The sequence below is a fragment of the Vibrio sp. 2433-A1 genome (genome assembly GCF_056726085.1).
This window is the reverse complement of sequence record NZ_JBRESC010000014.1, coordinates 36,662-60,198: the sequence shown is the minus strand read 5'-3', so window position 1 is coordinate 60,198 and position 23,537 is coordinate 36,662. Positions and strand designations below refer to the sequence as shown.

21 protein-coding genes are annotated in these 23,537 nt (G+C 44.9%); 4 read left to right on the top strand and 17 right to left on the bottom strand.

Annotated elements, in window-relative coordinates; genetic code table 11:
- Positions 1 to 10 precede the first annotated feature (10 nt).
- From sspA to zapE, 7 genes are all read right to left on the bottom strand, one after another.
- The gene (gene sspA / locus ACU01J_RS14915; protein WP_053440147.1) at positions 11 to 646 is read right to left on the bottom strand and encodes a stringent starvation protein SspA; all 636 of its coding nucleotides are present in this window, start codon (positions 644 to 646) and stop codon (positions 11 to 13) included.
- Positions 647 to 742: 96 nt separating this feature from the next.
- The gene (locus tag ACU01J_RS14910; RefSeq protein WP_134836475.1) at positions 743 to 1,480 is read right to left on the bottom strand and encodes a cytochrome c1; all 738 of its coding nucleotides are present in this window, start codon (positions 1,478 to 1,480) and stop codon (positions 743 to 745) included.
- Positions 1,477 to 2,742 carry a cytochrome b gene (locus ACU01J_RS14905; protein ID WP_053440149.1) on the bottom strand — a complete coding sequence of 422 codons (1,266 nt, stop codon included), beginning with the start codon at positions 2,740 to 2,742 and terminating at the stop codon, positions 1,477 to 1,479. The genes ACU01J_RS14910 and ACU01J_RS14905 overlap by 4 nt, the downstream gene beginning before the upstream one ends.
- Positions 2,742 to 3,335, bottom strand: coding sequence for a ubiquinol-cytochrome c reductase iron-sulfur subunit (gene petA / locus ACU01J_RS14900; RefSeq protein ID WP_481086419.1), 594 nt, complete (start codon positions 3,333 to 3,335; stop codon positions 2,742 to 2,744). Before petA ends, ACU01J_RS14905 begins: the two co-directional genes overlap by 1 nt.
- Positions 3,336 to 3,663: 328 nt before the next feature.
- Positions 3,664 to 4,056 carry a 30S ribosomal protein S9 gene (rpsI, locus tag ACU01J_RS14895; RefSeq protein WP_004415472.1) on the bottom strand — a complete coding sequence of 131 codons (393 nt, stop codon included), beginning with the start codon at positions 4,054 to 4,056 and terminating at the stop codon, positions 3,664 to 3,666.
- Between the two features lie 15 nt (positions 4,057 to 4,071).
- Positions 4,072 to 4,500: a 50S ribosomal protein L13 gene (rplM, locus tag ACU01J_RS14890; RefSeq protein ID WP_004744972.1), complete on the bottom strand. Its 429-nt coding sequence runs from the start codon at positions 4,498 to 4,500 to the stop codon at positions 4,072 to 4,074.
- A 244-nt stretch (positions 4,501 to 4,744) separates the two neighbouring features.
- Complete coding sequence (zapE, locus tag ACU01J_RS14885; RefSeq protein ID WP_481086418.1) at positions 4,745 to 5,851, bottom strand: cell division protein ZapE; 1,107 nt, start codon at positions 5,849 to 5,851, stop codon at positions 4,745 to 4,747.
- 152 nt (positions 5,852 to 6,003) lie between these two features.
- Here zapE and zapG point away from each other — a divergent pair, with 152 nt between their 5' ends.
- The 3 genes from zapG (at position 6,004) to degS (ending at position 9,160) form a co-directional block, all read left to right on the top strand.
- On the top strand, positions 6,004 to 6,471 hold the full coding sequence (gene zapG / locus ACU01J_RS14880; RefSeq protein ID WP_481086417.1) for a Z-ring associated protein ZapG: 468 nt from the start codon (positions 6,004 to 6,006) through the stop codon (positions 6,469 to 6,471).
- A 119-nt stretch (positions 6,472 to 6,590) separates the two neighbouring features.
- Positions 6,591 to 7,958, top strand: a complete 1,368-nt coding sequence (locus ACU01J_RS14875; RefSeq protein ID WP_481086416.1) for a Do family serine endopeptidase — start codon at positions 6,591 to 6,593, stop codon at positions 7,956 to 7,958.
- 137 nt (positions 7,959 to 8,095) lie between these two features.
- Positions 8,096 to 9,160 carry an outer membrane-stress sensor serine endopeptidase DegS gene (degS, locus tag ACU01J_RS14870; RefSeq protein ID WP_481086415.1) on the top strand — a complete coding sequence of 355 codons (1,065 nt, stop codon included), beginning with the start codon at positions 8,096 to 8,098 and terminating at the stop codon, positions 9,158 to 9,160.
- 52 nt (positions 9,161 to 9,212) lie between these two features.
- Here the strand turns inward: degS and parC are convergent, their stop codons facing one another.
- The 6 genes from parC to nudF form a co-directional block, all read right to left on the bottom strand.
- Entirely contained in the window at positions 9,213 to 11,495 is a 2,283-nt protein-coding gene (gene parC / locus ACU01J_RS14865) for a DNA topoisomerase IV subunit A (protein WP_481086414.1), read from the bottom strand.
- 3 nt (positions 11,496 to 11,498) lie between these two features.
- Positions 11,499 to 13,379: a DNA topoisomerase IV subunit B gene (gene parE, locus ACU01J_RS14860; RefSeq protein ID WP_481086413.1), complete on the bottom strand. Its 1,881-nt coding sequence runs from the start codon at positions 13,377 to 13,379 to the stop codon at positions 11,499 to 11,501.
- Positions 13,380 to 13,589: 210 nt separating this feature from the next.
- A complete protein-coding gene (gene yqiA / locus ACU01J_RS14855) occupies positions 13,590 to 14,171 on the bottom strand; it encodes an esterase YqiA (protein ID WP_481086412.1) in 582 nt (193 codons plus the stop codon).
- On the bottom strand, positions 14,171 to 14,992 hold the full coding sequence (cpdA, locus tag ACU01J_RS14850) for a 3',5'-cyclic-AMP phosphodiesterase (protein WP_481086411.1): 822 nt from the start codon (positions 14,990 to 14,992) through the stop codon (positions 14,171 to 14,173). The genes yqiA and cpdA overlap by 1 nt, the downstream gene beginning before the upstream one ends.
- 8 nt (positions 14,993 to 15,000) lie before the next feature.
- A complete protein-coding gene (locus ACU01J_RS14845; RefSeq protein WP_481086410.1) occupies positions 15,001 to 15,441 on the bottom strand; it encodes a DUF1249 family protein in 441 nt (146 codons plus the stop codon).
- Positions 15,429 to 16,058, bottom strand: a complete 630-nt coding sequence (nudF, locus tag ACU01J_RS14840) for an ADP-ribose diphosphatase (RefSeq protein WP_481086409.1) — start codon at positions 16,056 to 16,058, stop codon at positions 15,429 to 15,431. Before nudF ends, ACU01J_RS14845 begins: the two co-directional genes overlap by 13 nt.
- 232 nt (positions 16,059 to 16,290) lie before the next feature.
- On the opposite strand from nudF, the gene tolC reads away from it, so the two are divergent.
- On the top strand, positions 16,291 to 17,592 hold the full coding sequence (gene tolC, locus ACU01J_RS14835) for an outer membrane channel protein TolC (RefSeq protein WP_481086408.1): 1,302 nt from the start codon (positions 16,291 to 16,293) through the stop codon (positions 17,590 to 17,592).
- Positions 17,593 to 17,672: 80 nt separating this feature from the next.
- On the opposite strand, the gene ACU01J_RS14830 is transcribed toward tolC, so the two are convergent.
- The 4 genes from ACU01J_RS14830 to mnmL all read right to left on the bottom strand — a co-directional run bounded on the left by ACU01J_RS14830 (position 17,673) and on the right by mnmL (position 23,312).
- Complete coding sequence (locus ACU01J_RS14830) at positions 17,673 to 18,119, bottom strand: hypothetical protein (RefSeq protein WP_481086407.1); 447 nt, start codon at positions 18,117 to 18,119, stop codon at positions 17,673 to 17,675.
- Position 18,120: 1 nt separating this feature from the next.
- Positions 18,121 to 20,472 (bottom strand): aerobic respiration two-component sensor histidine kinase ArcB, encoded by a 2,352-nt coding sequence (arcB, locus tag ACU01J_RS14825; RefSeq protein WP_481086406.1) that lies wholly within the window; start codon positions 20,470 to 20,472, stop codon positions 18,121 to 18,123.
- 82 nt (positions 20,473 to 20,554) lie between these two features.
- Positions 20,555 to 22,303 carry a diguanylate cyclase domain-containing protein gene (locus ACU01J_RS14820; RefSeq protein ID WP_481086405.1) on the bottom strand — a complete coding sequence of 583 codons (1,749 nt, stop codon included), beginning with the start codon at positions 22,301 to 22,303 and terminating at the stop codon, positions 20,555 to 20,557.
- Positions 22,304 to 22,367: 64 nt separating this feature from the next.
- Complete coding sequence (gene mnmL / locus ACU01J_RS14815; protein ID WP_481086404.1) at positions 22,368 to 23,312, bottom strand: tRNA modification radical SAM protein MnmL/YtqA; 945 nt, start codon at positions 23,310 to 23,312, stop codon at positions 22,368 to 22,370.
- Between the last annotated feature and the right edge of the window lie 225 nt (positions 23,313 to 23,537).

Sequence of the window (23,537 nt, the reverse complement as noted above, 5' to 3'; positions counted from 1 at the left end):
TTCTCGCCAATTAACGAGTTAGACGCATTTCACGTTCAGCTTCTGTTAGAGAAGCTAGGAATGAATCACGCTCAAATACGCGGTTCATGTAAACTTTCAGCTCTTTAGAACCAGGGCCAACTAGCTCAATACCAAGCTGTGGTAGACGCCATAATAACGGTGCTAAATAGCAATCAATTAGGCTGAACTCTTCACTCATGAAGTATTCGTATTCTGCGAATACAGGACCAAGAGTTAGAAGGTCGTTACGTAGTTTGTTACGAGCAGCTTCCGCTTCTTCAGCATTGCCTTTAACGACTTTTTCAGCAAGCGTGTACCAGTTTTTCTCGATACGGTAGATCATTAGACGACTGTTACCACGAGCAACCGGGTATACAGGCATCAACGGTGGATGAGGAAAACGCTCATCTAGGTATTCCATGATGATCTTTGAATCGTAAAGCGCAAGCTCACGGTCAACTAATGTTGGAACTGTCTTGTACGGGTTAAGCTCGATAAGTTCAGCTGGTAGATTTGCTTCATCTACTAGTTCAACTTCAACACTTACACCTTTCTCCGCTAGAACAATACGTACCTGATGGCTATACATATCAGATGCACTTGAGAATAGAGTCATCACAGAACGTTTATTGGCAGCTACAGCCATGGAGCCCTCCAGCACACTTACAAATATAAAAACAATGGAGGCTAAGCCTCCATTGTTAAGTTCAAAATTGGGAATTAGCACAGTATAATAGCACAATTAGTGCACATCACGCCAATACTCTTTCTTCAGCAGCACAACAACAATAGTGAAGATCACTAAGAAACCCATTACCCACCAACCTAATGCATGACGCTCTAGCTTAACTGGGTCACCTGAGTACTCTAGGAAGTTCACTAGGTCGCGAACTGCATTGTCATACTCTTCCGTGTTTAGCTCACCTGTACCGTCAGACTCAACAGCAACAACCTTAGTCACCTCTTTACCGTCAACAACGTGCGTTTCGAAGATAGGCTTAGGAATACCCTGTAGCTCTTCTAAAACATGAGGCATACCAACACTTGGGAAAACAATGTTGTTTACACCAAATGGACGACTAGGGTCCTCATAGAAAGAACGTAGGTATGTGTATAGCCAATCTGTACCACGAACACGAGCTACCAGCGTTAGATCTGGCGGTGGAGCACCAAACCATTTAGCTGCTGACTTGTCAGGAATCGCGTTTTCCATCAAGTCGCCCACTTTTGCTTCTGGGTCAAAGATTAGGTTTTCTTTGAGCAAATCAACAGGGATGCCAATGTCACGAGCAACACGCTCGTAACGTTGGTACTGAGTTGAGTGACAGGCGAAACAGTAGTTCATAAACAGTTTCGCACCGTTTTGCAGTGACGCTTGATCACTCAGGTCGTTGTTTGCTTTATCAAGTGGTACGTTCGCACCCGCTGCCATTGCCAATGAAGGCAGCATTGCAAATAAAATTACAATCCATTTTTTCATTTGAATGTCACCCTTTCTGGTAGTGGCTTAGTCGCTTCGTTCTTACTGTAGAAGTACAGCAGCACGAAGAACATGAAGTAAGCTAAGCTGAAGATCTGAGCTAGTAGCGTGTAAGTTGGTGTTGCTGGAAGCGCACCAAGGACACCTAACGCAATAAAGCTGATCGTGAACTGGATGATGTTGAATAAATGGAACTTACTGCGGTAGCGGTAAGAACGTACGCGACAACGGTCTAGCCAAGGTAGCACAAATAGAACCGCAATCGATGCACCCATCGCGATAACACCTAGTAGCTTATCCGGAACCGCACGAAGGATCGCGTAGAACGGAGTGAAGTACCATACAGGAGCAATGTGCTCAGGTGTTTTCAGAGGGTTTGCTGCTTCAAAGTTAGGTGGTTCAAGGAAGTAACCGCCCATCTCTGGGTTAAAGAACAGCACGTAACAGAAGAAGAATAGGAAACCAGCAACACCGACCATATCTTTCACCGTTCCGTACGGGTGGAAAGGAATAGAATCAATGATGTCGTACTTCTTAGTGTAATCCTTGTGGAATGGGAACTGAGTCTTGTAGTCGTCGCCCATTGTGCCTTTAGGAAGCTTAGTTTCAATACCATCTGGGTTGTTTGAACCCACTTCGTGTAGTGCTAGTACGTGTAGAACGATAAGCAGCAGAAGTACGATTGGTAGTGCGATAACGTGTAGAGCAAAGAAACGGTTTAGCGTCGCACCAGAGATAACGTAATCACCACGGATCCATAGTGTTAGGTCATCACCGATAACTGGAATAGCACCGAAAAGAGAGATGATTACCTGAGCACCCCAGTAAGACATCTGGCCCCATGGAAGTAGGTAGCCCATGAAGGCTTCAGCCATCAACACTAGGAAGATAAGCATACCAAAGATCCACAGTAGCTCACGAGGCTTCTGGTATGAACCGTAGATAAGACCACGGAACATGTGCAGATAAACGACGACGAAGAACGCAGAAGCACCTGTCGAGTGCATGTAACGCAGTAGCCAACCGTACTCTACATCACGCATGATGTATTCGATTGAAGCGAAGGCACCATCACCTGACGGTACATAGTTCATCGTTAGCCAAATACCCGTTAGGATCTGGTTAACTAATACAAGCATCGCTAGTGAGCCAAATAGATACCAAAAGTTAAAGTTCTTTGGCATCGGGTACTCAGAAAGGTGCTTCTTGTACGCATTCATTGCGGGTATGCGTTTTTCTACCCAATCAAGTAGAGCTTGCATTATGCCTCCCCTTCTTCGTCAACACCGATAAGGATTTTCGTATCGCTTAAGTACATGTGCTTTGGAACAACTAGGTTCAATGGCGCTGGAACGCCCTGGAATACACGGCCTGCCATGTCGAATTTAGAACCATGACATGGACAGAAGAAACCTGACTTCACACCCTGAACTTGTTCATTAAAACTGTCAGGTAGATAGGTTGGAGAACAACCAAGGTGTGTACAGATCCCAACAGCGACAAAGTACTCTGGCTTAATTGAGCGGTAAGCATTCTGAGCGTAAGTCGGTTGTTGTTCTTCTCCTGATGAAGGGTCACGTAATTGACCATCGATCGCTTTAAGCCCGTCTACGACAGCTTGTGCACGACGTACAACCCATACAGGTTTACCACGCCACTCGACACGAACCATCTGCCCTTCTTCAAGTTTACCGATATCAACTTCAACAGGGGCACCCGCAGCTTTGGCTTTTTCACTTGGGTTCCAAGATTTAATAAAAGGAACGGCGACTGCAGCGGCTCCTAAACCACCAACAACAGCTGTTGTAGCGGTTAAGAAACGTCTGCGACCGTTATTTAAAGGCGCATTGCTCATCCAAACATTCTCCCATTTGCTCCTTGTGGATTATTGTTATTCCGCTTAAAGAGCATGGCTAACAAAATACGAATTTAGTTGTATTTATTTGACGGCAAATGATAAATAAAACCCTACTTTTTGACAAGATAAAGCTACCTTTTTGTAACATTTGTGAGATGAATCGCCAGTGAGGTCACAAAAGGAGATGAAGTAGGATAACTCAAACATTAAGTATGTGTCGGATAGGAGATTTTTTTGAGGGGAAAACAAAAAAGCCTGGCAGAAGCCAGGCTTTTGGTACCACATCCCAATGCAAGCATTGGAAGCGAATCTTTTCGAAAAAAGATTAACGCTTAGAGAACTGTGGACGACGACGTGCTTTACGTAGACCAACTTTCTTACGTTCAACGCAACGTGCGTCACGAGTAACGTAACCAGCTGCACGTAGAGTAGGACGTAGAGACTCATCGTATTCCATTAGAGCACGTGTGATACCGTGACGGATCGCACCTGCCTGACCTGAAATACCGCCACCTTTAACAGTAACGTATAGGTCTAGTTTCTCAGTTAGTTCAACTAGCTCTAGAGGCTGTTTAACAACCATGCGAGAAGTTGGACGACCAAAGTACTCATCAAGGCTACGCTTGTTGATTACGATGTTGCCGCTGCCTGGTTTAACAAAAACACGTGCAGCTGAGCTTTTGCGACGGCCAGTACCGTAGTATTGATTATCTGCCATTTTCGAAATCCCCGATTAGATGTCTAGTACTTGTGGTTGTTGAGCAACATGGTTGTGCTCAGCACCAGCGTAAACTTTCAGCTTACGGTACATAGCACGGCCAAGAGGACCACGTGGTAGCATACCTTTAACTGCTAGTTCAAGAGCCATCTCTGGCTTGCGATCAATTAGCTTCTCGAAGCTGATTGATTTTAGGCCACCTGGGAATTCAGTGTGACGGTAGTAAATCTTACCTTTAGCCTTGTTACCAGTTACAGTAACTTTCTCCGCGTTAACAACGATGATGTAATCACCAGTGTCACAGTGTGGAGTGTATTCAGCTTTGTGTTTGCCACGTAGGCGAGATGCAATTTCACTTGCTAGACGGCCAAGAGTTTTACCTTCAGCGTCTACAACGTACCAGTCGCGTTTTACAGTTTCTGGTTTAGCAACGAAAGTTTTCATGCTAATAATAACCCGTTCAATAATTAAATTTACACTTAAGGAGCTTTCGCTCCCACTGACTAAGAGTCCAGTCAACACCCCTTCGAGTGGTTGGCACTCTCGACCCGTTATGTCGAAATACCTTCGATAATAAGGTCTGCAGTAACGGTGGGTCGCAGGATTATAGAGAAGTCAGTAGAAAAAATCACCTCTTTTCGCAGAAAAAATTCATTTTTTTTCAATCCTGCTCTGGCTTGGCGAGCAGTTAAGCTAAATGCTCTTTCGCTAAATAATCATGACTTTGCATTTCAATCAACCGTGACTGACAACGTTTAAACTCAAACTCAAGCAATCCTCCAGCATAAAGCTCTTCTAATGCCACTTCCGATGAAATAATCAGTTTTACATTGCGCTCATAAAACTCATCCACTAGTGCGATAAAGCGTCGCGCTGCGTCATCGATGGTGCTATGCATTTGCTTAACGTCAGCCAACAATACGGTGTGGTAAATACGAGACATCTCGATATAGTCATTCTGACTACGTGCTGACTGGCATAATTGCTCGAAGGTGGCATGCAGTACATCTTCTGAAGCTTGAATAACCGCTATTTCTCGATGATTGATGTCGATGCTCTTTGCGCCACGTTTACCTTCTCCGACCAGCTGTTCGTAATAGTGCGCTAAGTTTTCACTTGCCTGCTGGTCGAGTGGGTAGTGGTATATTTCGGCTTGCTTTAAAGTTCTGAGTCGATAGTCGATGCCACTATCCACATTGAGTACGTGACAGTTTTCTTGAATCAAAGCAATCGCCGGTAGGAAACGAGCACGCTGCAACCCATTACGATACAAATCTTCCGGCGGGATATTAGAGGTGGCAACCAAAATCACCCCTCGCTTGAACAATGCTTGAAACAAGGTGGCCAAAATCATCGCATCAGTGATGTCGGAAACGAAAAACTCATCAAAACAGATAATTTCTGTTTCAGATTTAAATTTGTCAGCCACTAACTCCAACGGGTCGTTTACGTCACCGAGCGCATTTAATTCGTCGTGAACTCGGTACATAAAACGGTGGAAGTGAACACGCATTTTCTTCTCAGTCGGCAAGCAATCGAAAAAAGTATCCACCAAATAGGTTTTGCCACGCCCCACTCCGCCCCAAAAATAGAGCCCTTTAGGTGCTTGAGGTAAATCTGCGGGTTTCTTGGAGAACCAACTCCGCCAACCACTTGGCTTTTCGATTGGCGTATTCAAGTATTCAAGAAATTCGTGATAAAGCTTATCAAGGGCAGAAACAGCTTGAAGTTGAGCTGCATCCTTCTGAAAACCATGTTCTTTTATGTCGTTGTTATAGATTTCTAATGGCGTCATCGCTTCGTTACCTAATGAAGAAGACTATGAAACTGCTATGTAGAGCACATGCATTTTTCTTTATTGGCTAAGACTCTCATAGTACCATGTGAGCTCAACATGTGTAACCAACCAGTAAAAAACATGTTAAATAACAATAATAAGGAGCTATTATGCCTTGGATGTATGCCTTAATTGGTTTGCTTGTCGGTACAGTATTAGGTGTGGTCATTTCTCGCTTAACAACGCCTAGTTACAAAAAACAAAAGAGTGTCCAAAAAGATCTAGAAAGCGCTAAATTTGAATTAGAGCAGCAAAAACAAGACCTTGCTGACCACTTTGCCCAATCAGCAGAAATGTTGGACTCACTTGGTAAAGAGTACACTAAGCTTTACCAGCACATGGCAAAGACCTCTGGTGAACTCTTGCCGAACATTCCAGAGCAAGACAACCCATTCGTGAAGAAGATTAACCAGCAATCAGAAACGTCGAGCAAGAATGAAAATGTCGAAGTACTGGCTAACATTCAACCGCTTAACGAAGCACCAAAAGATTACGCGTCAGGCTCAACTGGCCTACTCAAAGAAGAGAAGAAAGAGATTCTTGATTCTCAAGATGTGGTGTCAGCAAAAGCTTCATAACGATTTTTTTTGCTGAACTTTGCAAAGGTTTTTGAGTCATAACTCCTACAAGTGACCATTGAAATCTGATTTGTCGTATACATATCAGTATCAGGCCCTTAACTTAGTAGGAGTATCCGATGAAAAAACCTTTGCTTGCATTAACTGTCCTATCTTTAAGCCTAAGTTCGATTATCACGCCGATTCAAGCAACAGCTGCACTGCCGTTGTCTGTTGATGGCGAACAATTACCAAGCCTAGCGCCAATGCTAGAACGAGTAACCCCAGCTGTCGTCAGCATCTCTGTTGAAGGCACTCAAGTATCGAAGCAGCATATCCCTGATCAATTCCGCTTCTTCTTTGGTCCCGACTTTCCTACCGAACAGTTGCAAGAACGTCCATTTAGAGGGCTTGGTTCAGGTGTAATTATCAATGCTAAAAAAGGTTACGTGGTTACCAACTACCATGTAATTAATGGTGCAGAGAAAATCCGTGTCAAACTGCATGATGGTCGCGAATACGACGCCGAACTGGTCGGTGGCGATCAAATGTCAGATGTGGCGTTACTCAAACTAGAGAAAGCGAAAAACCTGACCGAAATTAAAATCGCTGACTCAGATAAGTTACGCGTTGGTGATTTCACTGTCGCGATTGGTAACCCATTTGGCCTAGGACAAACCGTCACTTCGGGTATCGTTTCTGCTTTAGGCCGAAGTGGCTTAAATCTAGAAAACTTCGAAAACTTTATTCAAACCGACGCGGCGATTAACAGCGGTAACTCCGGTGGCGCTCTGGTCAACCTCAACGGAGAATTGATTGGTATTAATACCGCGATTTTGGGACCAAATGGCGGCAATGTCGGTATTGGTTTCGCTATTCCGTCTAATATGATGACTAACCTCACCGGGCAGATTCTCGACTTTGGTGAAGTGAAACGCGGTATGCTTGGCGTTCAAGGCGGAGAAATCACCTCAGAGCTTGCGGAAGCACTTGGCTATGAGTCAAGTAAAGGAGCATTTATTAGCCAAGTCGTGCCAGAGAGCGCCGCAGATAAGGCTGGGTTAAAAGCGGGAGATGTGATTGTTTCAGTCAACGGCAAAGCAATTAACTCTTTTAGTGAGTTACGTGCCAAAGTTGCGACACTAGGCGCGGGCAAAAAGGTAACCTTGGGCATCATTCGCGACGGCAAAGAGAAATCTTTTGATGTGACCTTAGGTGAGCAAGCCAATATGAAGACGACTGCTGATAAGCTACACGACGGATTAGCAGGCGCTCAGTTAAGTAACACCAGTGCCTCAGACAAGGTACAAGGCGTTAAAGTGACCGCTGTTAAAGCTGGTTCGAATGCCGAGGCCTATCAGTTACTACCAGATGACATCATTATTGGAGTAAATCGCCAGAGAGTGAAAAACCTTGCTGAGTTTAGAAAAATCGTTGAGAAACAATCAGGCGTGTTAGCCCTGAACATTCAACGCGGAGAGCGAAGCATCTACCTAGTGATTCGCTAATCGCTAATCCGCTCAGCAAGACAAAATGCGATACAACCTTGAAAGGACAGCAGCATAAGCGGCTGTCCTTTTATTATTTTCTCATCTAATGCTATTCTTCACCAACTTATCCCTTTTATAACGATGACGAGGAAAGCATGCTGCAGTTTTTATTGCGTTCTGTTGGCTTAGGTTTGGCAACAGCCGCTCTGTTGTTAGTAGCCGTGCCCTCTCTACGCACTAATATTCTTCCCCAAGATGTGCCTGAAGATCGCAGCATCGATAACTTATCGCAGATTTCGTTTAATAAGGCAGTGCGTAGAGCCGCACCTGCCGTAGTAAACATCTATAGCCGAAAATACACAGAGAAAGATCGCTCTAAACTGCTTACCCAAGGCTTAGGTTCTGGAGTGATCGTGAGTGAGAAAGGCTACATCATTACCAACTATCACGTAGTCGCTCAAGCTGACCAAATCATTGTCGCACTGCAAGATGGTCGTGTTGCAGCGGCACAGTTGGTGGGTAAAGATCGTCGCACAGATATTGCTATATTACGAGTTGAGGGAGACAACCTACCTGTCATTCCACTAAACCCTAACTATGCCCCGATTGTTGGCGATGTCGTGTTAGCCATTGGTAACCCATACAACCTAGGGCAAACCACCACTTTCGGTATTATCTCAGCCACTGGTCGCTCATCAATCAGTGCCGATGGTCACCAAGCCTTTATTCAAACAGACGCTGCCATCAATGAAGGTAACTCTGGAGGCGCATTGGTTAACACTCGTGGTGAACTGGTCGGTATCAATACTGCTTCGTTCCAACAAGCGACGGAACTTGAAACCTATGGAATTTCATTTGCGATTCCTTACTCGCTGGCCAATAAGATCATGCAAAAAATCATTGCCGATGGACGTGTAATTCGGGGCTACATTGGTATCGATGGCCAAGACATTAACTCCGTTACCTCAAGACTACTGGGCAGCGAGCATTTAGGGGGGATCGTTGTATTAGGCGTAGACCCTAATGGACCGGCTGCCAACGCAGGCTTTGAGCCGCAAGATATCATTCTCAAAATTAACGATCAGAAAATTAATGGCCGCCAAAGCGTTATGGATATTGTCACTGAACTTCGACCGGGAACAGTGGTTGATGTGTTGATTCTACGCAAAGGGAAAGAGCAGACCTTGCAAGTGACCATCGAAGAAGATACTCGGGATTAAAATTCGCGAGTGGGTGAAAAAGAAAACCCCATGCCTTGGCATGGGGTTTTTGTTAGGATTCTTGAGACTCTTGTGAATCTGAGCTTTCCGCTGATTCAATCTCTATGCGAGTCACTCTCTGCAAGCCTCTCGGTAACAGACCGCCACGACGGCCACGTTCACCACGGAAGTTCTCGAGATCTGACGCCTTCAGTCCCAACTTGCGCTTACCAGCATACAAAGTCACCGAACTGCCCTGCGGTAAAGAGAGCAAGTGAGAGACGTACTCTTCACGCTCTTTCGCTTTTGCAGCTGGAATATTGATGATCTTATTACCCTTACCTTTACCGAGCTGAGGCAGATCCTTAATTGGGAACAGCAGCATTCGGCCTTGGTTAGTAATCGTCAGGATTTCATCGCTATCCAAATTACTGATGGTTTGCGGAGAAATCACTTCAGAGTTGGCAGGCAGTGTCACCAGTGCCTTACCACTCTTATTCTTAGACAGTAAGTCACTGCCCTTACACACGAAACCGTAGCCTGCATCAGAACCAATCAACCATAGCTGCTCTTCTTCACCCATCACTACATGGCGAATTTGGCTGCCCGCATTAACGTTAAGTCGACCTGTAATTGGCTCGCCCTGACTACGTGCAGATGGCAGAGAATGAGATTCTAGCGAGTAGCTTCGCCCATCATTGCCAAGGAACACCGCTTGCTGGTTACTCTTACCGCGCGCATGCGCAAGGTAGTTATCACCAGACTTGTAGTTTAACCCTTCTGCGTCAACATCGTGTCCTTTCGCGTGACGAATCCAGCCTTTCTCAGACAGAACAACAGTAATAGGTTCACTTGGAACTAGGTCACGCTCAGTAAGAGCTTTCGCTTCAGCACGCTCAACCAGAGGAGAACGACGATCATCACCGTACTTATCAGCGTCAGCTTGAATCTCTTTCTTCAATAGCGTATTCATGCGACGTTCAGAGCCAAGGAGTTTCTCTAGCTTCTCACGCTCTTTTTCAAGCTCATCTTGCTCACCACGGATCTTCATCTCTTCTAGCTTGGCTAGGTGACGAAGTTTGGTATCTAGGATGGCGTCAGCTTGAATTTCAGTAATACCAAAGCGCGCCATCAGCACCGCTTTAGGATCATCTTCAGTACGGATGATTTCGATTACTTCATCAAGATTTAGATACGCAATCAACAAACCTTCAAGGATGTGCAAACGTGCCATCACTTTATCAAGGCGATGCTGTAGACGACGGCGAACAGTCGCGCGACGGAACTCAATCCACTCAGAAAGAATCTGTACTAAGCCTTTCACCTGTGGGCGATTGTCAAGACCAATCATGTTCAGGTTTACACGGAAGTTTTTCTCTAAATCCGTTGACGCAAACAAGTGATTCATCAACTGATCACAGTCGATTCGGTTTGAACGAGGTACAACAACAATACGCGTTGGGTTCTCGTGATCCGATTCATCACGCAGATCATCCACCATTGGCAGCTTTTTCGCACGCATTTGGTTGGCGATCTGTTCTAGCAATTTCGCGCCCGATACTTGATGTGGCAAAGCAGTGATAACAATATCAGAGCCTTCTTTGTGCCAAACCGCACGCATCTTGATACTGCCACGACCAGTGCGGTAGATCTTTTCAAGATCCGCTTTCGGAGAAATAATTTCTGCGTCGGTCGGATAATCAGGGCCTTGAACAAAGTTCATGACATCCGGCAGTTCTGCTTTTGGATGATCGATTAAATGAATCACGGCATCAGCCACTTCACGCACGTTATGAGGCGGAATATCAGTAGCCATACCTACGGCGATACCAGTAACACCATTCAGTAGAATGTGCGGCAGACGTGCAGGTAGCATCTGCGGCTCTTTCATTGTACCGTCAAAGTTAGGTTGCCACTCGACCGTACCTTGGCCAAGTTCGCCTAACAGTACTTCAGCAAACTTAGACAGTTTCGCTTCGGTATAACGCATCGCAGCGAAAGATTTAGGATCATCTGGCGCACCCCAGTTACCTTGACCGTCCACAAGTGGATAACGGTAAGAGAATGGTTGTGCCATTAATACCATCGCTTCATAACACGCTGAGTCGCCGTGTGGATGGTATTTACCTAACACGTCACCAACGGTACGTGCTGATTTCTTATATTTTGCTGACGCCGAAAGACCAAGCTCCGACATTGCGTAAATAATACGTCGTTGAACCGGTTTCAAACCATCGCCAATGTATGGCAATGCGCGGTCCATAATTACGTACATTGAGTAATTCAGATAAGCGTCTTCAGTGAACTTGCGCATCGGCAACTGTTCAACGCCATCGTATGTAATCTCACTAGACATTCATTAAACCTCTGCCATATCACCGTTAGATTGCAGCCAGTGACGGCGGTCATCCGCGCGCTTCTTACCTAGCAACATATCCATCATTTCCATGGTCTGTTCATTGTCATCAATGGTTAACTGAACCAGGCGACGAGTATTTGGATCCATGGTTGTTTCACGCAGTTGGAGTGGGTTCATTTCACCCAGACCTTTGAATCGCTGTACGTTGATTTTGGCTTTCTTCTTCGATAGACGCTCAAGAACCCCTTCTTTCTCATCATCATCTAGGGCGTAGAACACTTCTTTGCCGCAGTCGATACGATACAAAGGTGGCATTGCAACATAGATATGACCCGCTTCCACTAATGCACGGAAGTGACGAGTGAACAGAGCACATAATAACGTTGCGATGTGCAGACCATCCGAGTCCGCATCGGCAAGGATACAGATTTTGCCGTAACGTAAGCCATCGAGGTTGTCGTTATCAGGGTCGATACCCAGCGCAACTGAAATATCATGCACTTCTTGAGAGGCAAGGACTTGGTCAGCAGAGACTTCCCACGTATTCAAGATCTTACCGCGCAGTGGCATCACCGCTTGGAACTCACGATCACGGGCTTGTTTTGCTGAGCCGCCTGCCGAGTCACCCTCGACAAAGAAGATTTCAGTGCGATTTAAATCTTGGACTGAACAGTCAGTCAGCTTACCCGGCAATGCAGGGCCTGATGCCACCTTCTTACGCACAACTTTCTTACTTGCACGCATACGACGGTGAGCATTAGCGATACACACTTCTGCCAGTTGTTCAGCAAGTTGCGGTTTTTCGTTTAACCACAAGCTGAAGGCATCTTTAACCACGCCAGAAACAAACGCCGCAGTTTGACGAGATGAAAGACGCTCTTTAGTTTGGCCTGCAAACTGAGGATCTTGCATCTTCACCGACAGGACATAAGAACAACGGTCAAAGATGTCGTCACCGGTTAGCTTAACACCACGTGGCAACAAGTTACGGAACTCACAGAACTCACGCATCGCATCAAGTAGACCTTGGCGTAGACCGTTAACATGCGTACCACCTTGTTTGGTTGGAACCAAGTTAACGTAACTTTCTGTGATCATCTCGCCGCCTTCTGGCTGCCAGATTACCGCCCACGTTGCCATTTCAGTATCAGCGGTAAATTCGCCGATATACGGTTCAGCTGGAAGAACTTCATAGCCTTTAACACCTTCAGAAAGGTAGTCTTTTAGGCCGTCTTCATAGAACCACTTATGTTCTTCGTTGTTCACTTTGTCGCTGAAAGTAATCTCTAATCCAGGACAAAGAACTGCTTTCGCACGCAAGTTGTTTACTAGGCGCAGTGCAGAGAATTTGTAGCTATCGAAGTATTTAGAATCTGGCCAGAAGTGCACAGAAGTACCAGTATTACGGTGACCACAAGTGCCTGTCACAGTAAGTTCAGTGACTGCGTTACCGCCTTCAAAGGCAATTTCATGTATTTCACCACCACGTCTCACCGTCACTTCAACACGCTTAGAGAGCGCATTTACTACTGAGATACCAACGCCGTGTAGACCGCCAGAAAACTTATAATTGTCGTTAGAGAACTTACCACCAGCGTGTAGCTTGGTCATGATAAGTTCAACACCTGAGATACCTTTCTCAGGGTGAATATCAACCGGCATGCCCCGACCATCATCGATCACTTCTAGTGATTGGTCTGCATGGAGAATGACTTTGATCTTTTTTGCGTGCCCAGCAAGTGCTTCATCGACCGAGTTATCAATAACCTCTTGTGCAAGATGGTTTGGACGCTCTGTCTCGGTATACATGCCAGGACGATGTCGTACTGGGTCAAGACCTTCAAGAACCGAAAGGTCTTTCGCATTATATTGTTCAGTCATAATACGGAATATCTTTATAAAGAATAAATGGAGTAGCTAAACAGGCAGGTAAATATATGCTCAATGATTTGACTCATTGAGAGTGCGAACAAATTCTAATCGCTTTAAATCCTGCTTAGCACAGGAGAAACATAGTCTGGAACAGACCTAATTATGTCAAGAGAGATAAGTAAGTAACAAGTAAAATTATGACTCTTCCCTCAATGAGAGTCAGAGTTGTAAGAATTTGACGATCTGTGCAGGGTAACTTTCAAAGTTCACAAAGCTATGATCCCCCCCTTCTTCTACTGTTTGTCTAGCACCGGAAAAATGTGCCACCGCTTGGCGATAATCAAGAACTTCATCTTCCACTTGCTGCAACAGCCAAAAGTCAGATGGGGATGCTATCGATGGAGTATCTAACGCTTTGAGTTCATCGATGTGCATTTCTTCGAGCAAATACTTTTCGTTGGTGTAAGGGTTTTCTTGTTCACCAAGAAAGTCGACCAGTAACTCGTAAGGTTTGACCGCGGGGTTAACCACCACCGCCTTAAAGCCAAACTGAGCATTGAGCCACATTGACATATATCCACCGAGAGAACTGCCCACTAATCCAATACGGTACTCATCTTTATGCTGATTAACGATATCGAGCAGCAATTTAGATGCAGCTTGTGGGAAGCACGGTAAACGCGGGATGACTACTTTGATATCTGGCCTTTGTGATTCACAGTACGCTTTCATTACGTTCGCTTTATGCGATAAAGGCGAGCTGTTAAAGCCATGGATATAAAGTAGCAATGAAGGTTTCATTAGTAGCCTGCTGAATTAAAATCAGGTTGGAAGCTTCCTGGTTTTAAACGTTTCACCTCAGTAGAAACTGAGCCATCGTTGTGCAGTTCTAGCTCACGCCAACCTGGTGATAAGGTATCGAGAGAAAAGTCATCACAGTTAGGTTTAAACTGCACGCAGGTTGATGGCGTCGACATCACTTGGACGCCGCCTTGCATCACGTTCATATCCTGATGAACATGGCCACACACCACAGCTTTCACATTATTATGCTTTTCAACCACACGCCAAAAGCTGTCCGCTTCTTTAAGCGTATGCTGATCAAGCCAGCGACTGCCGACCAAAATCGGGTGATGGTGAAGCAACACCAAAGTATTACGTTCAGGGTACTCAGTCAGTTTTTCATCGAGCAAGGTTAACTGCTGCTCTGTTAAGAAACCGTGTGGTACACCGACAACTTGAGAATCGAGCAACACCATTTGCCAGTATTCACCAAGTAACGCGTGTTCCACTTGCTGAATCTGAGTAGAAGGTAGCACCGTTTTCATGCTCGGCTTAAAATCATGGTTTCCCGGCAGCCAAAAGCAAGGTAATTCCAGCTTTGCGATGCCTTGTTCAAAGTGCTGATAAGAGATCGCACTGTGGTCTTGGGAGATATCACCAGTAGAGAGCATCGCATCAAAGCTTGCTCCACTATCAACAATTGCATCGACAACGGCATGAAAGCTGTCGAGTGTGTTGACACTTAACAAGCTACCGTCCAACGGCTCAAACAAATGAGTGTCGGTGATTTGTAGCAGCTTGATGCTGTCTTGATCTGATGAAATAGACGTAACTTTCAAAACAAACCCTAAATATTCAATGGGGTGCGACTAATACCCCGTCTTAAACAAAATGAAAGCCAATCACCCAAAAAACGGTTGAGCTGAACCTTTTCATCTTGTTGGAGCATTTTCTCATTTGGATAACTGTATCGGGCATTCACACGTTTCAGATGGTCACAAGCGCATACTTCTGCTACGCGAGCATCATGGTAGAGCCTGACAGACATCGTAGGTAATGGAAATACTGGAACGTCATCACTTTGACAGATATCGACCAAAGTTGTGTACTTTGTGACTTCGACCACTTGAATTTGGTAGGTCATATTCGCAGCTTGGTAGCAACGTACGTCATCGACACTCGGCTGATTTGGCAGCAAAGCGTTTAATTTGGCGTAGTTTGTTTCATAGGTCCGCATCAAATCAGATAAATCAACATGATACGGTTTCTTAATTGCTACTTGTTCCATTCTTCTTTCAAACGTTGATGATTGAGCTCTAACCACTGCATAGCAATGATAGAGGCGCCATTTTCAAATTGCCCATCGATAACCCACTGGTAAGCTTGTTGACGAGACATAACATGGACACGAATGTCCTCACCTTCATAGTCTAAACCATGAATGCCATACGCTTTGCTCGCGTCGACTTGGCCAACAAAAACATCCAGCATTTCAGAACAACCACCTGAAGAAGGATAGTAAGAGGTCACTTTTTCCAATAACCCGACTTCAATTCCCGCTTCTTCAATCGCTTCGCGGCGCACGACGTCTTCCGCGACTTCACCTTGGTCAATCATGCCTGCAACAATTTCAAGCTGCCAAGGACTTCGGTGTTCTAGTGCTCCGATTCGGATCTGTTCAATAATCACAACTTGATCAGTGATAGGATCATATGGGAGCATTGCAGCAGCATGACCACGTTCGAACATTTCACGCTCAATCGGCTCACTCCAGCCACCTTCAAACAATCGATGCTTGAAGCGGTATCTGACCATTCTAAAAAAACCCTGAAACAGTGTTTCTTTTGAGATTATTTCCACATCTTGGCGAGTAAACTGTTCATCTTGATTGTCAGACTGTTGCATTTGGCACCTCTCTGAGTGAATCTTATAGTTTACTCAGACAAAAGCTTAACTTCCAAGGATATGGCTCAACTTTTTGTATAATTTTTATAATTCCAGTTAAATTGATGAATCATTTTTATTGTACAGCTGGATAATTAAATGTAAAACTTTGCAAAGTATAGAGTGATTTCGCATCAATTGAGTTAAACTCCTGATGAGACACCCTTTTCATATTTTGGCAGGAATAGGACTAATGAAGAAACTGCTTCCACTATTTATCAGTGCAGCACTAGGCGGACTAAGCACTAACGCATTCGCTGACACACTGGCAGACATTTATAATCAAGCGAAAGAAAACGACCCGACGCTACTTAGTGCAGCTGCTCAGCGTGATGCCGCATTTGAAGCAGTGACTTCTAGTCGTTCATCTTTGCTGCCGCAGATTAACTTAACGGCTGGCTACAATCTAACACGTGGTGGCACAATCGACCACGATAAGAATGCACTAACTGCTGGTATTAACTTTTCTCAAGAGCTTTACCAACGTTCAAGCTGGCTAACATTGGATATCTCTGAAAAGAGCGCTCGCCAAGCAGATGCTTCTTACGCTGCAATCCAACAAGCACTAATTCTACGTGTTTCTACGGCATACTTTGATGTACTGCGCGCACAAGACAGCTTAGAGTTTGTTCAAGCAGAAAAAGCGGCGGTTGGCCGCCAACTAGAACAGACTAAGCAACGTTTTGAAGTGGGTCTATCAGCGATTACTGACGTTCATGATGCTCAAGCACAATACGATGCGGTACTGGCTGACGAAGTATTGGCGCAAAATGACCTAGTGAACAGCTATGAAGGTCTACGTGAGATTACTGGTCAAGAGCACTCTAACTTAGATGTGCTTGATACTAAGCGTTTCTCAGCAAGCAAAACTTCGACAGCAATCGACGCGCTAGTCGATGAAGCTCAGCAGAAAAACCTAAGCCTACTGTCAGCACGTATCGCTCAAGACGCAGCGAAAGACAATATTTCACTAGCAAGCTCAGGCCACTTACCATCATTAACCTTAGATGGCGGTTACAACTACAGTGATACATCTGAAAGTACATCAGATGGCACGACTAATAACTTCAATATTGGCGTGAACTTAAATGTACCACTATACACCGGTGGTAACATTAGCTCGCAAACTAAACAGGCTGAGTTCAGCTATATTGCAGCGAGCCAAGAGCTAGAAAAAACCTATCGCAGTGTTATAAAAGAGGTCCGTGCTTCAAATAATAACATTACAGCTTCAATCGGTGCACTACGCGCTTATGAGCAAACAGTGGTTTCAGCTCAGTCAGCTCTAGAAGCGACAGAAGCTGGGTTCGATGTTGGGACTCGTACTATCGTTGACGTACTTGATTCAACTCGTCGTCTTTACGATGCGAACAAGAGCCTATCTAACGCTCGATACGATTACATCTTAAGTGTTCTTCAGCTACGCCAAGCAGTAGGCACACTAAGCGAGCAAGATATCCTAGATATCAACGCTGGTCTTAAGAAAAGCAAATAAGTAATACTATCGGCTTTATGTAAAAAAGGCTGACTCCAGATGGGGTCAGCCTTTTTGGTATCTAGGATTTAAAATGACAATCAGTACACAGTATCGATCTGAACATTGTTCTCAACTAGCCAGTCAACTTTATCGTTGTTATTCAGAAGCAACGCAACGTTAACTGGTAGATTAGGGTCGACTGGGAACTGCCACACAAACACCACTTCCCACTGATTTGGGCTATGGGTACGCATCTCAAGCAGATCACCATCAATCATCCAAGTCTCCTCACCTTGCTGAATCGAAATACTTTCGATATCGAGCTCAGCGGGCAACGTTGAGTCTGACTCTAAATAAAGTGCGCCATGTAAAGTATTATCTTGCACTTCACCGATGGTCGGCATTTTGTTCAACCAAAGGTTACTCTTAAGCGTCACTGTTGACTCTGCTATCACTGTTTGGTTATCTTGCTCCCAGCCCACTTGCTGAGTCGCACAACCGGCCAACAAAGCGACACCGAGCGAAACTAATGCTACTTTTTTCATTTTATTTACCTTTGTTGTTATTGAGCCATTCTTTGAGTATTTGAATATCATTTTCATACTCATTCTTCATTTCTTCAACCCAATCATCGATATTTTCCCACCAAGCAGGCAAATCCGGCGATTGCGCTTTCTGGGCAACACTTTGAATATGTTTCAAACCAATAGACCCTGCGGCACCTTTAATTTTGTGCGCCTCAGAGACAATACCTTCTTGATGTCTTGCGACCATATTAGAATCAAGTACTTGTAGATAATCAGGCATCATCTCTTCAAACATTTGGATACTATCTAATACAGGCTGTGAACCGACGATACTAACGTAAGACTCCAGCATTTCCAGATCAAGCAATCGAGCGTATATTTCGCCGCCTTCAGGGGCAGTTTCAACCACTTTAGCCTGCTCGATGATCTCTTCTCTTTCACCTTTAGTAAACTTGGCCAATACATCCTGCACTGCTGTGACTGAGAGCGGCTTACTGATGGCGTCATCCATGCCTCTTTCAAGATATTCTTGCTTATTCTTCAATACGTTTGCAGTTAGTGCCACCAGCGGTGGAAGGTCTGAGTAGGTGCGGCGGAAGTATTCAGCAATATCAAAGCCCGTCATATCAGGCAGTTGGATATCAAGGAACACCAAGTCGTAGAGTTCAGGATCAAACATCTCCATCGCTTCAGCGCCATTCATCGCAACGGAGACTTCGTGGCCCATACTCTCCAACAACGAACGAGCCACTGTGATATTGAGTTCAATATCTTCAACCATAAAGATATTCAGCTCTTGCGATTGAAGCGACGCCACAGATTGAGGAAGTTCAACATCAGCCAATGGCACACGAATAGTCACAGTAAAGGTACTACCAAAACCTTCTTCGCTCGAAACGGTAATATCACCATCCATCATATTGATCAGTTGCTTTGATACCGCTAAGCCAATGCCAGTCCCCACAGCATGTAGGTTGTCTTTGCCAGACTTCACTTGGTAGTACATGGCGAAGATCTTATCCAACTCAGCTTCTGGAATACCGATACCGCTATCTTCAATTTCCATAATGATATGAGCATGTTCATCGATGACTTCAGAGCTCACCGTCATCACCACACCGCCCTCTTTGGTAAACTTCATCGCATTACTGATAAGGTTCCAAAGTACCTGGCGTAGTCGTGTTGCATCGACCTCAATGCCGCTTGGCAATTCGCTCAACCTTTCGAGATCAAAACGCAGGCCTTTCTGTGACGCCATCAGTGCAGAAATACTCTCCATTTCCGCGACAAACTCTTCAAAGTTGAGTGCTGAAGGGAAAAGCTCCAACTTACGACGGTCAAACTTATCCATATCGATGATATCGTTAAAGATATTACCAAGCGTAATCGCACTGACGTTGATAGTTTGCATATGACTACGCTGCTCTTGAGTCATTTGCGTATCCAACAGCATACGACTTAAACCGACGATACCGTTTAACGGCGTTCGCAGTTCATGACTAATCGTCGAGATGAAAGTGGTTTTATCGCGACTGGCTTTTTCTAGTGATTCTTCATGACGCTTACGCTCGGTAATATCACGACCAAAACCGACCAACCCCAGGTGGCGGCCATCTTTGCTGTAGAAAGGCACTTTACGCAGTTCAAAGTAGTTGCGGCGTCCATCAGGGTACTCTAACCACTGTTCATAGGTTAAGGCTTGGTTGTCTGTGAATACTTTTTGGTCGGTATCAACAATTTGTTGAGCGACTTCTTTGCTATAGACATCCCAAGGCGTTAGACCAACTAATTGGCTTTCTTTCTTGCCGGTCAGTTCTTCCATTGCTTTGTTACAGCCAGAGAAAACGCCTTCGGCATTGCGGTAATAGATCAAATCCGGTGAGGCATCGATAAAAGAACGCAGTAAGGCGGTTCGCTCAGCAAGTTCTACCTGTGTTTTTTCGCGCTGATAGACTTCATTTTCTAAGTCTTTCATCGCTTCTTCACGAGCTTCTTCTGCCTTAATACGCTCTTCAATCTCTTGATTTAACTTGGCGATATTCTGTTGAAGCTGGTTATTCAGCTCTTGGTCGCGAGAGCGCATATCCTTGAGTTTTGAAACCAATTTAGAAAGGCGCTGGCGGGACTCTTCCAACTGATCGACAACCACCGAAAGAAAATAGACCGCCCAAGGAGTGATAAGTAGGCCAAAGAAGACCGAGCGGACAATATCAATATCATCCACATAACCATTAAGAACGAGCGTGATACCTACTTGAACAACAACAGCCAGCGCCACCAAAGCCAAAGCAAGTAAGATGGAGAAACGCAAAATACCCAATTTGACCAGAAGGTCGACATAATACTGAGCAAGGTTTTTTATCGGTTTCATTTAAAGCTCCGCGGAAAAACGATAGATAAATTCTACCTGTTTTACCTAACGACAGCTAAAAGAATCCTTAGCGAACAAAACGTTAATTCTCTGATGTGTGATGCACACAGGTTTGGTTACGCCCATTCGATTTGGCTTGATAGAGAGCGCTATCTGCCAAGGCGACGATAGACTCACTATTGTCGTGTGGCTGCGGCACCAAAGAGACGAGACCAATACTGGCCGTGACAATGTCAGATACTTTCGACGTATTATGCGTGAGTGCTAACGCAGCGACCCCTTGATGGATACGCTCGGCAACCTTCTTCGCCCCTTCCGTGGTGGTATTCGGCAAGATAAAAGCGAACTCCTCACCACCGTAACGAGCAACGCTGTCACTTGAGCGCGGCAGCACCTTTTTGAACACCTCAGCAACTTTGATCAGCGCTTCATCACCGCGTTGGTGACCATAAAAATCATTGAAACCTTTAAAGTAGTCGATATCACACAGCATTACCGTCATTGGTTTCTGCTCGCGAATGTGGACATGCCACAATGTGTCAAGCTGCTCATCAAAGCGGCGACGGTTAGCAATCTGTGTCAGACTATCGATGAAACTCAGCCTCTCTAACTCTTGGTTGGCTTCTTCTAGCTTCTGCTCTGCCAAGTATCGCTCAGATACATCACGCGCCATCACCAGTACCCCATTTGTGCCTGATGCAGGGTCTCTAAACGGAGACTTAACCACGTCATACCAAATGAACTGCCCATTGCTACTTACCACACGGTCGATGTAGCGCAGCGACTTGCCTTCATGCAGAACCTTATTATCAGTTTCTGATAAACGGCTATATGACTCGTTAGGGATAACATCTTGCAAACGCTTACCAATAAGATCATCCACTTCGGCAATGCCAAGCGCTCTAACAAACGGTTGATTACACGCTTGATAAACCATGTTCTCGTTAAAGATGCCAATAGAGTCCGGGCTAGACTCTAAGATATTTTGTAAAATGGTATCACGCTGAGCAAGGGCGACTTCGGTATCTTTACGCTTTTCCATCTCATCACGCAGACTCTTTTGCATATCATACCAATCGGTCACATCGTGACTGATGCCCAAAGTACCGATTTTCTCACCGCTAGCAGATATCAGTGCGCTTTGATGACTCTCAAGCAGACAACTTCGGCCATCAGGCGTAACGGTCCAACGTCGTTTACTTGCACGCCCTTTAATCACCCCTTCGATATCAGCAACGCCCTCATTTTCGCGATCATGCCAAAAACGTTGAAATGCTCGATTACTCGAAATAATCCGACCATCCTTATCTTTAATAAAAATTAGCTCAGACAAATTATCAAACGCGCTCTTCACAATCGACAAAGAGTTCACTTGATTCTTTAACTCAGTATCCGTTTCTTGATGACTAGAAAAGTAGAGTAACCAAACCGTTCGACGGCGGAAAAGAGTCTTACGCCCGACCACATCCAACGCAATTCTACGGCTTTTTGATATCGGCCAACTGATGGTGTGAGATGAGAAAAAACGTCCAGTAAATGGTGAGACTGAAGTCAGTAAATACTGCCGGGTTACAAGGTCAGGCAACATGAAATTACTGCCCACCCGACGAACGCCGAGGACTTGGCTCGCGACCGAGTTGGCAAGTAGCAATTCGCCACTTTTGCTATCAATCAGGAGTAAAGCATTAGGTGTGGCAACCAAAAGCTCAACTAAATGAGCCTGATTACGAGCGTAGATCGCTGCAGTAATAATAATAGCGAGTAAAATGATAACAAGATCAAAACCATGCCCGTGGGTCGTATCCCACAACCAAACTAATACTTGCTCCATCCCAATACTCAAACTCTGTGATATACCCGTTATAAGGGTACAAAAGATATCAGCTTATTGCTTACTATTCAGCCTTTAATATTGGTTTTGTATATATAAATGGTTGATTCATTAATGTCCCTTGAGCCCCGTCGCGGTTCAAAGCACGACCAATCTCCGTCATTGCTAACCATCGATTCTCACACCATAACGGCGCGAGTAACGTTGGTCTTCTCGCCGCAGAGGATACACGATGATAAACCACTTCGGGTGGCGTCATTCGGATCATTTCACTAGCAATTGAGACATACTCATCAAGTTCAGGGGCCTCAAGTCGTCCCGCTTTCCAGGCTTTGGCCATGGTACTGCCTTCGACAATGTGTAGCCCATGTAACTTGATGCCATCTGTGCCAACCGCTAGCACCTGCTCCATAGTGGCAATATTATCTTCACGCGTCTCTTTCGGCAAACCAACGATTAAATGAGTGCACACCTTAATACCTAATGCTCTAGCTCGCTTGGTAATCTCAGCGTAGCATTCAAAATCATGACCGCGATTAATGCGTTTAAGCGTCTGGTTATTTGCGGTTTGCAGCCCTAACTCTAACCAAATTTCGTATCCCTGCTCAACATAGCCGGATAATAGGTCTAGCACCGCATCAGGCACGCAATCGGGACGAGTACCGACACACAAACCGACAATATCGGCTGCTTTTAAGGCTTCCTCATACATGTTTTTCAGTACTTGTACTTCGGCATATGTGCTGGTGTAGGCTTGAAAGTAAGCGAGATACTTCTTCGCTCGATCAATCTCACCTGCACGAGCAACTAACTGCTCATGAATGCTTTTTGCTTGAGCCTCTTCGTCTGCAAATGACGCTACATTGCAAAACGTACAACCGCCGCGACCTATGGTGCCATCGCGATTAGGACAGCTAAAACCGCCATGCAAAGTCAGTTTGTGGACCTTTTCTCCATAACGACGTTGTAAGTCTTGTCCAATAGTGTTGACCAATTCATGAAGTTGCATATTAACTCTTGCCCATAAATCGAAATGAATATCATTAAGATTAATGTAATTAAATTACAGTTTTGAAAAATCATCTAGGGTTGAATTTAACGATTTCAAACAGGCAACAAGTTAAGCAAAGTCAATAAACATGCAGAAATAACGTGCCTCAGGCTAATTGTTACGCAAAAGTTAAACATATTATTCATTTAAACGACGAAAAAAGTGGGCAACAGAGTCGAGTTT